The sequence below is a fragment of the Streptomyces sp. NBC_01506 genome (genome assembly GCF_045040295.1).
Lineage (GTDB): Bacteria > Actinomycetota > Actinomycetes > Streptomycetales > Streptomycetaceae > Streptomyces.
In genome coordinates, this window is sequence record NZ_CP109423.1 from 28167 (window position 1) to 39578 (window position 11412).

General features: G+C 71.0%; 14 protein-coding genes and 1 pseudogene. 13 read left to right on the plus strand and 2 right to left on the minus strand.

Translation table 11 applies throughout. From position 1 onward, the window contains the following. The first annotated feature begins 14 nt into the window (after positions 1-14). The 9 genes from OG329_RS39460 (at position 15) to OG329_RS39500 (ending at position 5178) form a co-directional block, all read left to right on the plus strand. Positions 15-500 (plus strand): hypothetical protein, encoded by a 486-nt coding sequence (locus OG329_RS39460; RefSeq protein WP_331764339.1) that lies wholly within the window; start codon positions 15-17, stop codon positions 498-500. A 1-nt stretch (position 501) separates the two neighbouring features. Further along, complete coding sequence (locus tag OG329_RS39465; protein WP_331764340.1) at positions 502-1788, plus strand: DNA cytosine methyltransferase; 1287 nt, start codon at positions 502-504, stop codon at positions 1786-1788. 49 nt (positions 1789-1837) lie between these two features. Further along, positions 1838-2317, plus strand: coding sequence for a hypothetical protein (locus OG329_RS39470; RefSeq protein WP_405802261.1), 480 nt, complete (start codon positions 1838-1840; stop codon positions 2315-2317). 91 nt (positions 2318-2408) lie between these two features. Beyond that, positions 2409-2810: a hypothetical protein gene (locus tag OG329_RS39475; RefSeq protein WP_331764341.1), complete on the plus strand. Its 402-nt coding sequence runs from the start codon at positions 2409-2411 to the stop codon at positions 2808-2810. 74 nt (positions 2811-2884) lie between these two features. Then, the gene (locus tag OG329_RS39480; RefSeq protein WP_405802263.1) at positions 2885-3247 is read left to right on the plus strand and encodes a hypothetical protein; all 363 of its coding nucleotides are present in this window, start codon (positions 2885-2887) and stop codon (positions 3245-3247) included. A 68-nt stretch (positions 3248-3315) separates the two neighbouring features. Beyond that, the gene (locus tag OG329_RS39485) at positions 3316-4041 is read left to right on the plus strand and encodes a hypothetical protein (protein ID WP_331764343.1); all 726 of its coding nucleotides are present in this window, start codon (positions 3316-3318) and stop codon (positions 4039-4041) included. A gap of 32 nt (positions 4042-4073) precedes the next feature. Then, positions 4074-4364, plus strand: a complete 291-nt coding sequence (locus tag OG329_RS39490) for a hypothetical protein (RefSeq protein ID WP_405802264.1) — start codon at positions 4074-4076, stop codon at positions 4362-4364. Further along, a complete protein-coding gene (locus tag OG329_RS39495; RefSeq protein WP_331764345.1) occupies positions 4361-4765 on the plus strand; it encodes a hypothetical protein in 405 nt (134 codons plus the stop codon). The genes OG329_RS39490 and OG329_RS39495 overlap by 4 nt, the downstream gene beginning before the upstream one ends. A 113-nt stretch (positions 4766-4878) precedes the next feature. Further along, entirely contained in the window at positions 4879-5178 is a 300-nt protein-coding gene (locus OG329_RS39500) for a hypothetical protein (protein WP_331764347.1), read from the plus strand. 109 nt (positions 5179-5287) lie between these two features. On the opposite strand, the pseudogene OG329_RS39505 reads toward OG329_RS39500, so the two are convergent. Beyond that, a pseudogene (locus OG329_RS39505) lies at positions 5288-5485 on the minus strand (MerR family transcriptional regulator); the annotation flags it as partial. A gap of 43 nt (positions 5486-5528) precedes the next feature. Further along, positions 5529-6386 (minus strand): recombinase family protein, encoded by an 858-nt coding sequence (locus OG329_RS39510; protein WP_331764349.1) that lies wholly within the window; start codon positions 6384-6386, stop codon positions 5529-5531. A 288-nt stretch (positions 6387-6674) separates the two neighbouring features. Here OG329_RS39510 and OG329_RS39515 point away from each other — a divergent pair, with 288 nt between their 5' ends. Genes OG329_RS39515 through OG329_RS39530 form a run of 4 tightly spaced genes read left to right on the plus strand, consistent with a single transcriptional unit; the run spans position 6675 to position 11345 of the window. Beyond that, a complete protein-coding gene (locus tag OG329_RS39515; protein WP_405793765.1) occupies positions 6675-8255 on the plus strand; it encodes a Mu transposase C-terminal domain-containing protein in 1581 nt (526 codons plus the stop codon). Beyond that, positions 8255-9019 (plus strand): ATP-binding protein, encoded by a 765-nt coding sequence (locus OG329_RS39520; RefSeq protein WP_331764351.1) that lies wholly within the window; start codon positions 8255-8257, stop codon positions 9017-9019. Before OG329_RS39515 ends, OG329_RS39520 begins: the two co-directional genes overlap by 1 nt. Then, complete coding sequence (locus OG329_RS39525) at positions 9016-10551, plus strand: hypothetical protein (protein WP_331764352.1); 1536 nt, start codon at positions 9016-9018, stop codon at positions 10549-10551. Before OG329_RS39520 ends, OG329_RS39525 begins: the two co-directional genes overlap by 4 nt. Then, positions 10548-11345: a helix-turn-helix transcriptional regulator gene (locus OG329_RS39530; protein WP_331764353.1), complete on the plus strand. Its 798-nt coding sequence runs from the start codon at positions 10548-10550 to the stop codon at positions 11343-11345. Before OG329_RS39525 ends, OG329_RS39530 begins: the two co-directional genes overlap by 4 nt. The last annotated feature ends 67 nt before the right edge of the window (positions 11346-11412 follow it).

Sequence of the window (11412 nt, forward strand, 5' to 3'; positions counted from 1 at the left end):
GGGAAGTCCGCTTGATGAGCAGCACCGAGAAGATGACCGTGGAGCAGGAGCTGGCGGCGGCCGTCGCCATCGTCCGGATCGGCCTGGACCGGATCCGCGACGCCGCGTGCCGCACCGAGGACGTCGGCCCGCACGTCGCCGCCCTCCGGACCCTGTACGACGCGGCCAACCCGGAGGACGGCGTCCTGGCGGCCGTCGCCGACGTCATCGGCACCATCACGGTGTCGGTCCAGGAAGTCGACCACGAGGACAACGACCGCGTCACCGAGCTGCTGGACGAGGTGCAGTCGTACGCACAGGACAAGACCGGCGAGCGCATCGACAAGGCCCTTGGCCTGCTGAGTGCGCTGCTCCTGATCTGCCAGAACTGCCGGGCCACGGGTCCCGACGTGAAGCAGATGGACGACCCCTTCACCGCGGCGCTCTTCACCGAGTGGCCCACCCACGAGCAGGTCGTCTACTGCGAGAACTGCGCGACCGCGCGGTTCGAGGAGAGCTGAGATGGCTGCCTTCCGCCACGACGGCAACGGGCTCGACTTCACCGACCTGTTCTGTGGTGGCGGGGGCAGCGCCACCGGCCTCGTAGAGACCGGCTACACGCTGCGTCTGGCGGCCAATCACGACCCCGTCAGCATTCGCACCCATGTGGCCAACCACCCCATGGCCGAACACCTTTGCGCCGACATCAACGCGCTCGACAAAAGGCGCCTTCCCCGCACGCGCATTCTGTGGGGCAGCCCGATCTGCACCGAGGTCGCACCTGCCGGCGGACGGAAGCGCAGCCGTGGGCAGCTCGCCGTCGACCTGGATGGAACGGGCGAGGACGGTATCGCCAAGCAGGAGACGTTCGAGCGGACCAGGGCGACCGCGCTCGACATCATCGCGGCCACCGAGGTGCACCGCTACGACGCTGTCATGTGCGAGAACGTCATCGAATTCGCCACCGACTGGGAGCTGTTCGACTGGTGGCTCAGCGGGATGAAGATCCTCGGCTACAACCACCAGATCGTCTGCGCCTCTTCGGCCCATCTCGGTGGTGCCGAGAACGCCCTCGCCCCGCAGTTCCGGGACCGCATCTACATCGTGTTCACCCGGGAAGGAATCCCGCTCCCGAATCTGGAGGTGCGGCCGGACGCGCTCTGCCCGGAGTGCGGCCCCGTGCAGGCCCGGCAGGTATGGCGCAACGAGCGCCGCCGGAAGATCGGGAAATGGGGTGTGCAATACGACTACCGCTGTCCCAACCGGGCGTGCGGGCACCTCATCCTCGACCCCACCGTCCGGCCCGTCTCCGAGATCATCGACTGGGACCGGCCCGGTACCCGGATCGGCGACGGCCGGCCGGACCGCAAGAAGTTCACCCCGTACGCCGCCGCCACCCGCGCGCGAGTGGCGCACGGCCTGGCGACGTACGGCAGCGCCCCGCACGTGGCGATGCTCCGTCGTAACGGCACCGCCGTACCCGTCACCGCTCCCGTACCGGCGCTGTCCGCACAGGGACGGCACCACGCGCTGGTCATCCCCATCGGCCGCAAGGGGGCACCGCGCACGACCGGCGAGCCGCTGACGACGCTGGCGACGAAGCCGCACCACAGCTTGGTCCGGCCGGCGCCCACAGTGGACGACTGCACGCTGCGCATGTTCACCACGGCCGAACTGATGCAGGTCCAGAGGTTCGGCGCGGATTACGTCCTTCACGGCAACCAGGAGGAGCGGATCCTCCAGGCCGGTAACGCCGTCAGCGTCAACGCGGCCCACTGGCTCGGTGAGCGAGTGAAAGCCGTCCTCTAATCCGCAAGCAGAAAAGACAGCCCAAAAGCCAGCGAATTCAAGGAGCTTCATGTCCATCCACCTGGTGTCCTTCGGCTACGGCCACGGCCCGACGCCCACGGCCGACCTCGTCTTCGACCTGCGAGCCCTGCTCCGCAACCCGTTCCACAACCCCGAGCTGAAGCACCGCACCGGGCTGGACCAGGAGGTCTACGACCACGTCATGGCCACCCCGGGCGCCGACCGGCTCGCGTTCAACGCTGTCGCCACCGCCCGCGGCCTTGCCGAGGACACCGGCGCCGACGTCACGATCGCGTGGGGCTGCACCGGCGGCCGGCACCGCAGCGTCGGTCTGGCCCGCGCCTCGTACGAGCTGCTGTGCGCCGCCGGTGACGAGGTCACCATCGAGCACCGCGACATCGACCAGGCGCTACTCCCGGCCGGAATCCACAACCGCGCCCGCCACACCGACCCTCCGAATCAGACGGACATGTTCATGGTCGACCTCGACGGCGGCCGGGGCGGTCCCCTTCCGGGCGACATGGTCTGATCGCCCCACGCTGTCCGACCCGCACGACAGGATGAACCCGGGGCCGCCGTCGAGGCGGCCCCGGCTCGACCAACAAGGAAGGCACCACCTCATGACGGACCTGCACACCCTGCTGGGCGGCTCCACCCCCGAGAACAACCTCGCCGAGGAGTACGCCCGCGTCGTGGACCACTTCGGCCGCATCGCGGGCGCCGTGGAGGACGGCAATCTGTACTACGCCTGGGACAAGGTGAGCGGGCTGCGCAGCGCGCTCGACGCGTTCGAGGCCCGGCTCGGCAAGGAGGTCACTGCTGACGGAGAGACCTTCCAGCGGTTTGCCGGGCAGGACCTGGACGGCGCGAAGACCGCCACCGCAGCCGTCGCCTTCGCTCGCTCTCACCGCGCGGGCCGACTGCTGCACCCCGCCGAGCAGATCAAGGACGAGGCCGTGCGCCAGGCGGTCCTCGACGGCGAGGAGCGTAGTCGGCGCTTCCGCGCCGACCTCGACGGCTGACGACAAGTGCGTTGGCCACGGCTGGCGATGACCACCGAGATGACTACATCCGCATTCCAGAGGAGACCGACCCCATGACCGACAAGACACCCGCCAAGCTCGCCGACGACGCGTACGAAGCTCTCCGGGCCCTCAACCACGCCACGCTGGCCCCGAGCCGGGGAGACGAAGACTGGCAGTTCCCCGGCGATGCCTACAGCGTGGTCGGCAACCTCTCCCAGATGGCGATGGTCCTGCCGCAGGCGCTGGCGCAGACCGAGGCCCTGGTGAAGCACCTGGACTCGGGCGGGAACCTGCGCAGCGACAGGGACACGCTCGACACCGACCTCGCCGCCACGTACGAGGGTCTCGCCGAGGCACAGGCAGCGGCGCAGACGTTGTTCGAGGCGCTCAACCGGGCCCACTCCGGGCTCAGCCCCATCGCGTACAAGGACTGACGGGCACTTCGCTCGTTGTACAGACGAACCCGGGCCGATCGGCGGCCCGACCGAGCAGAAGGACAGACATGAACTACCCGAACATCGAACCGCTTCCGCCCGTCAGCGGAGGCTCGCTCACCGAGCTGCGCGAGCTGCTGAACGTCACGGACGAGTCGTGGGCGAGCATCGTCCCCTGGCTTGTCACCGGCCTGATCCCCGACGTCCCGCGCCCTGTGCTGTTCCTCACCGGCGGGCAGTGCAGCGGCAAGTCCACGGCGGCCCGGATGCTCGCGCACATCCTGGACCCGGCGGTGGTGCCCTTCGCCCGGCTCCCCCACAACGAGGAGGCGTGGCAGGCGGCAGAGACCGTGTCGGTCCCCGTCTTCGACAACGTCACCCGCATCCCCGACGCAGCCTCGGACCGGCTGTGCTGTGCGGTGACCGGCGGCGCGAGGGCGAAGCGCTCCCTCTACACCGACACCCCGGTCACCACCCAGCAGCCCAGCCGGGCGGTCATCCTCGCCGGAACCATCGCCCCCGACGAGATCCCGGCCGACCTGGTGGACCGCACGGTCGTCGTGGAGCTGGACCACATCAGCGCGCCCCGGCCGGAGTCGGAGCTGTGGGAGGCGTACGACGAGGCCCGGCCGCGCATCCTCGGGGCGCTGCTCGACCTCCTGGTCGTCGTCCTCGGCAAGCTGCCGGCGCTCCGGGAGAAGGCCGACCGGGGCGAGATCCCGGCGCACCGGCTGGTCGACCACGCACTCGTTGTCGTGGCGCTCGAAGAGGCTGTGCCGAGCGCGAGCGCGTAGGAGACTCGACACCACCGACCGAAGGAGAGGCCGTGACAGCACAGTCCGAACACCACGATGTTGTACCGCCGATGGGCACGCTCGCCGAGCTGCGCGCGGCTCTGAGGGTCTGGGGTATCCCAGGCGACGCCGACGACTTCGAGCGGGAGCTGGCGGACGCCGATCTGGACGACCTCACGAAGGTCCGTGAGATCACCCAGGCGTACCGGCACCGGGTCCTGCTGCGGTGCAACCCGCAGGCGATGGCCGCCCTGATGCGCGGCACCGAAGACGTCGCTTTCGAGCTGGGCCAGAAGATGGCCGCCGAGAGGAACGCGCGGTGACCCACGTTTTCTACAGCGACGCCGCCGAGAAGATCCTGGGAGAACTCAGTTCGAGCGAGCAGGCGGCCGTCGAATCCGTTCGCCGGTTCGTGGAGGAGGACCCGGACTCCGAGCGGGCCCGCGACTTGCCCGACGCCGACCCTCGTTCATCGTCCTGGGTCATCGAGTTACTCCCCGACGAGACCGGCGGGCGCGGGATCTCCGTCGTCTACCGGTTCGACTCCCACTTGGACGCCGCGCTGATCCTGTGGCTCATGTCGGGCGACACGAGAGTGTCAGTGGCTGGCGACATGGCGGGCGTCAGTGCGAAACGCACCCGTCAGGTTCTCGCGGCGGGCTCCCGGGTGCGCCTTCGGCGGCCTGACCCAGTTTTCGGCTGCCGCGCTCGGTGTCGGCGGTAGGCAGCCACCGAAGGCGGCTGGTAGCCAGTGGTGATTACTTGATTACGGAACGTGATTCTGGATAGATAGGTGACCGTACAACGTTCCCTTATCTGTCAAAGGAAGTTGATCACATGAGGCGCGTCATCACCGCAGCTCTCGGCGGCGCACTGGTCGCCGCGACGCTGACCCTGAGCCCAGCGGCCGCTTATGCTCAGGCCGGCCTGTATCCCACCTACACCTGCAACAAGGTGGAGTCGGCAGGCGGTAATGCCTACCGCGGGAGCGGGAGCTGCCGCGCGTCCGAGGACGCCACGGTCACCAATGGCTCTGTGGGGGGTGCTTTCGTGCTCGCCGACGGGGCCGGGGCAAAGACCGTGTGCGCTTACGGGACAGTCAAGATCCCGTTCGAGGTGTCCTGCCAAACGTTCTAAAGGGCACCGGACCAGGCCCCCGTTCGGCCAAGGGGAGCGACGCAGCGGGGATCCAGGCTCAGCCCGGGTTGCCGCTGCGGTTCTCGCTCGCGTCTCCTCTCGTTCCTTAGAGGAGTTCGCCGATCTCCTCCAGGGGCAGTCCGAGGTGCTTGGCCGCGCCGATGAACGCGAGGCGCTCGACAGCCTCCTCGCCGAACGTGCGGTATCCGGAGGGGGTGCGGTCGGCCAGCAGCAGCCCGGCACCCTCGCAGAAGCACAGGGTGGTGGCCGGGACGCCGCAGCGTTCGGCGAACTGGGAGATCCGCATCGTGCTCACACCCCGGCGGTGAACCTTCCACCTGGCTCGAAGGTCAAGTCGTCCGAGGGGCGGCCGTGGTTGTTGCGGCTTCGTCGTACGCGGCCAGGGTGCGGTAGAGGGTGGAGCGGCCGACGCCGAGGTGCCGGGCGATCGAGGTGACGGGTTCCTTCGCATCACGGCGCCGGAGGGCGACGGCGAGCTGGTCACCGTCGATGGCGGGCGGGCGCCCGCCGTGGTTGCCGTTCGCCGCGGCGGTGTCCAGGCCGACCAGGGTCCGCTCGTGGATGAACTCCCGCTCGACCTCCGCCATCGCGGCGAACACCACGAACAGGACCTTGCCCGCGCCCTGCGGGTCGTACATCCCGGCGAGCGGGCCGCCGAGGATCTCCAGGCGGTGGTCGCGTTCGGCGAGGTCCTGTGCGGAGGTGATGAGCTCGATCATGTTGCGGCCGAGCCGGTCGAGCATGGTGACGGTCAGGGTGTCGGCCGGGCGCAGGTCGGCGAGCGCCGCGTTGTACTCGGGGCGGATCTTCTCCCGGGTGCCGATCTTCTCGACGTAGATGCGTACGCAGCCGGCCTTCTTCAGGAGGCGGACCTGTCCGGCGAGGTCCTGGCCCTTGCTGGAGACCCGGGCGTACCCGATGCGGTCGCCGACCCGCGCGAGGAGTGCGGGGTCGAGAGCGGGTTCGGGGCCGGGCTGCCAGGTGCGGCCGGGGCCGCGTGCGGCGGGGATACGGATCGCGGGCCCGGACTTGAGCGCGGGGATCTTGCCGTAGCGGCCTGTGTGGTAATCGACGGCGACGACGCCGGAGTTCGCCCGGCACACCGACCCGGGCGGCGCCCCGCACCGCGGGCACGGTTCACGCTCGATCAGCTCCGCGCGGGCGATCTCGTCCAGCTCGGCGTTCACGCGTTCCCTTCCCGCTTGGCCGCCCGAAGCGGCGTGTCCCGAATACCCGTCCCGCTTCTCCGTGGCGCCCGTCGGTTTCGGGACGCCTTTCGGGACGCCTCCCGCGCCCTGGCTGCCCCGGCGGGTGACCGTCCCGGAATCGGTCGTTTCCGGGACGGCGGGACACGTGCCCTGCTCTAGCAGTTGGAGGGGGCGGGACGCAGCCGTTCCGGGTCCGGTTCGCCAGTTCGAGCGGCACTCATGTCAGTGGGGTGTCGCGGCGGCGACATGCCACTGACACTTCGGGACGTGGCGAAGATCGCGGCGGAGGTTCGGCGGGCGGCGGTGTCCCGGCTTGAGGAGCTGCGCGCCGACGGCGTGCTGACGGCCGGACACGTACGGACCGTCGCGCAGAGCACTGGGGTGAGCGAGCGCACCGTGTGGCGGTGGCTGTCCCCGCCAGCCGCCCGCCCCGTCCGGCAGCCGCGGCCGCACTACCTCCTCAGCGAGACCGACCGTGAAGCGTTCGCCTTCTACCGGGGCAACATCGCAGCCCTGCACCGCGCCCGGCACGCCGTGGTCGCCGGGGACGGCACCACGGCCGGTGCGCCGGTGCCCGGCTTCCTCGCCGAAGGATGGGCCAGGGCACGGCCGGTGACGCTGCGGACTTTGCAGCGGGCGTTCGCCGAGGAGCTGACCCCGGCCGAACGGGCGGCGTGGCAGAGCGGAGAGTCCGGCCGGCGCGCGGCCTCGGTATACCTGCAACGACCCGACGCGCTGCGCGGCCGGTGCTGGGAGATGGACCACAAGCAGATCCCGCTGCTGGTCCTGCCGCCGAAGGGCAAAGCACTCTGCCCGTGGATGACGACCGTCGTCGACGACGGCACCCGCGCCCTGCTCGGCTGGTCCATCGCCCTGACCCCGACCTCGGGGACGGTGTTCACCGCGATGCGGATGGCGATGCTCCACGAGCCAGACGTCTCGCCGTTCGGCGCGGTGCCCGAGCGCGTACGCATCGACCGCGGCCTGGAGTTCGCCGCCGACGCCGTCGAGGCCGCACTCGGCACCCTGGCCGTCGTCATGCACCGCCTGCCCGCCTTCACCCCGCACCGCAAGGGCAAGGTGGAGCGGCTGAACCTCACGATCGAGCAGACGCTGATCTCCCAGCTCCCCGGCTTCACCGGCGGGCCGCGCGACGCCGGCGGCAAGCTGTACGGGCCGGTGAAGGACTCGGTGGCCGCCAAGCAGGCAGCCGAAGGCCAAGCGGGCGGGCCGATGCGCATCGAGCGGTTCGTCGACCGCTTCGCCGCCTGGGCCCGCTGGTACAACACCCAGCGCCCGCACCGGATGCTCGGCGGCCGCACCCCCCTCCAGGCATGGACGGACGATCCCGCACCCCTGCGGCGTATCCCCGCCGACGAGCTGCGCCACCTCATGCTCGCCGACGCCGAGCGCACGATCCGCAAGGACGGGATCAGCTTCAACTCCCTGTCCTACGTCGCCCCCGAGCTCCAGGGCCGCGGCGGACAGGTCGTCCAGATCCGCTACATGCCGCACGACGACCGGCAGATCGAGGTCTACCTCGCGGGCAAGCACCTGTGCACCGCACACCCCACCGGGCAGCTCACCGCCGAGCAGACCGACGCCTTCCGCATCCACGCGGCCGCCGAGGCCAAACGCCTCGGCCAGGAGCGCCGCCGCGCCTCCCGCCAGGCCCGCCGCACCCTTGCGCCGATGACCGGCGACGGCACCCCGCCCGCCGAGTCCCGGCTGGTGCCCGAAGGCGACGGCCGTACCCGCACGCAGCGCGAACGCGACCAGGCGCTTGCCGCCAGGGCCAGCACGAGCCTGCTCGGACTGACCGACCCCACTGCCGACCCGGAGAGCTGATGCCGCGCCACTTCGTCGACCTGACCGGGGCCGCGGCCCTGCCCACCGGACACTTCCAGATGACCGCCCGTATCGTCCGCGATCTCGTCGCCAACGCCGCCACCGGCGTCGTCCACGGCCCGGCCGGCACCGGCAAGACCTTCGCCGTCGAGGCCGCCCTGGAAGCCCTCGACCTGCTCGATGCGGTGTCCCGCCCGCGAGTGTCCGTGATGACCTTCCCCGCCCGCCCCACCATGCGGATGATCGCCGACCATCTGCTGCGCGAACTCACCGGCACCGAGAACCCCTCCTCCCGCAACCGCTTCGACCTCACCACCAAACTCGTCGGCCTGCTCGCCACCCCGATGCGCCTGGTCGTCGTCGACGAAGCCCAGCGCCTGACCGGCGACTGCATCGAGCTGCTGCGCCACCTCCACGATCACCCCCGGACCCGCTTCGCCCTGCTCTACGTCGGCGGCGACGGCTGCTGGGAAGTCCTGTCCAAGGAGCCGATGCTCCGCTCCCGGGTCTTCCGCCGCCTGCCCTTCTCCCCGCTCGAACCCGTCAAGGTCCCCGCCCTGATGCGCCGCTACCACCCCATCTACGCCGAAGCCCGCGACGATCTCCTCCTGGAGGTCGACAGCTCGTACGGTCACGGCACCATGCGCGACTGGGCGGTCTTCACCCACACCGCCGCCGCCCTGTGCGAGGAGCAGGGCCTCAGCACCGTCGACGACACCACCGTCCACAACGCCTACGCCCTCCTTGGCGGCGGCCTCCAGTGACCGGCGTCCTGCCCACCGGCGAGGTGATCGACGACCCCGCCGCACGGCCGTCCGAACCCCACCGCACGGTGTACGTCGTCATCGACTCCAACGACGACCCGAACCTTTCCCGGCGCCTTGCCGCACTGGAGGCCGCGGAGCGGATCGTGGTCCGCCCCAACCCGGTGCGCTCCGCCAATGACCTGGTGTGGGACGTCCTGGCCGGAGCGGGCAAGAACCCGGCCGCCGTACGCACCTGCCGCCTGAGCATCGCCGACGCGTGGAAGGCCGCCACCGCGTGGATCACTGCTGCCCGCGTCACCGACATCCTCATCGAGCGCGCCCACCGGCTCACCCACCGCGAGGCCCTCCAGCTCGCCGAACTCGCCGACCAGGCCGACGCCGACCTGTGGCTGATCTGGTCCGGCGGCGGCGACCCGGCCCGCATGTGCAACGCCATCGAGAGCCTGGGCCGATCCGAACGCAAGGGCGCCGCCCGCGGGCGCATCCCCTTCGGCGCACCCCACCGGCCGGTCCGGGCCATGGGCGGCGACACCTTCGAACGCGTCCTGCCCCTGCCGGCCCCGGCCGTGTCCCACCCGCTGAACCCCGACGAGTACGCCGACCCCGACGCCGACTGGCCCGCGCTGCCCACCGCCGACTTCCCGCTCTTCCTCGCCGCCTGCCGCCGCCAGCTCGCCGGAGACACCTTCGACCAGCTCCACCTCGCCTACCGCACCGAAGCCCAGGCCACCGACGCCTTCGTACGCCGCCACCGCAACCACCTCGCCGAAGGCCGCACCGGCAACGCCTTCAAGCGGGCCCTGAACGCCTACCTGCGCGACGAACGCCTCGGCCCCGCCGCCAGCGGACGCCTCGCCCTCATCCGCCTCCGCGCGATCCAGGCATCCCTGTTCGCCCAAGGTGTCCTGCTGCGCTGGCAGTCCCGCGCGCTGGGACCGGCCGCCGCCGACCAGCTGACGACCTGGCTCACCCCGGGCATCTGCCGCGCCCTGCGCGCCACCGTCTCCACCCACGCCGCCGCCGTCACCGTCATCTCCCTGCACCTGACCGCCGCCCCCGACCGGTTCTCCCATCTGCTGTGCCGCAACCTCGACGAGCACGGCCACTACCTGTACCTGCCGGCCTTCCCGGACGCCGCCGCCTACCTGCGCGCCGACTGGGCCCACGAGATCGACCGGCGCCACCAGGACGAGAGCCCCAGCTACGCGCACACCACCGGCAAGACCCCCCTGCCCCCGTACGCCGCCGAACTCCTCGCCGCCCACCTCGCCCACCGCCGCGCGGACGGCTCCGGCACCCGCCGCCGCTACTTCGCCGACCCCAAGAACCCCACCCTCGACGCTTCGGACCGCGCCCTGGTCGAGACCATCGGACGGACCTGCCGCCGGATCGGCGTCAACCCGTTCTGGCTCCACCGCGGCATGTGCGAAGTCGCCGGGATCGGCGCCGGGCCCGCGCCCCTGACCGACTGGATGGAAGCCCGCCGCCTGGACGTGGTGATCCTCTCCGACGAAGGCCCCGACCGGTGACCGACCGCTTCCACCCGCCCCCGCGCTACAAGCCCCGCGGCTGGGGCGACGAACTGCGCCGCCGCCTGCACAACGCGGGCCTCTCCGCGTGGGAGCTCGCCGACCTCCTCGGCGTCCACGAGGGCGCCATCACCATGGACGCGCTGCCCAACCAGCCCCTGCACGTCGTCCTCGAACTCGCCCGCCGCCTGGACCTGCACCCCGCCGACCTCACCCCGTACGCCGAGGCCGTCTACCAGTTGCCCCGCCACACCGACACCGAGCACCCACCCCAGGACCCCGGCACCGACGCGGACGCGGCCGCCGTCCTCAACGCGCTCGCCCACGCTGGCCGCCCGCTCACCGCGGACTACCTCGCCGAGTCGCTGCGCTGGACTTACGACCGCACCGCCGACGCCCTTGCCCACGCCTGGGCCCACCCCGAGCTCGGCGGACCGTACGCCCTGCGCCGCGCGGCACCCCACCACTTCACCCTGAGCCCGCGCAACGACGTCCTCACCGACCGGCAGATGGACTGGCTCCACCCCGCCGACCACGACCGGTCCTGGCGCACCCCCCGCCGGCCCCCGGACCGCGACGTCCTCACCGACCTCGACGCCACGGTGCTCTTCCACGCGCACCACGCGGGCAGCGTCTCCCCGTACGACAGGGACACCCCGGAGTGGGCCACCGCCATTGCGGGGCTCATCGACTCCGGCCTCCTCGTACCGACCGAGGGCGACACCGCCGTCCTGGCCCCCGATGTCCAGTACGGCCTGCGCCTCCTCGACTCCGACGAGACGACTACCTACTGACACACCTCATGTCGTCGCCCACTGACATCTCGTGTCGCCAGCCACTGACATCCTCATGTCGTCCGAC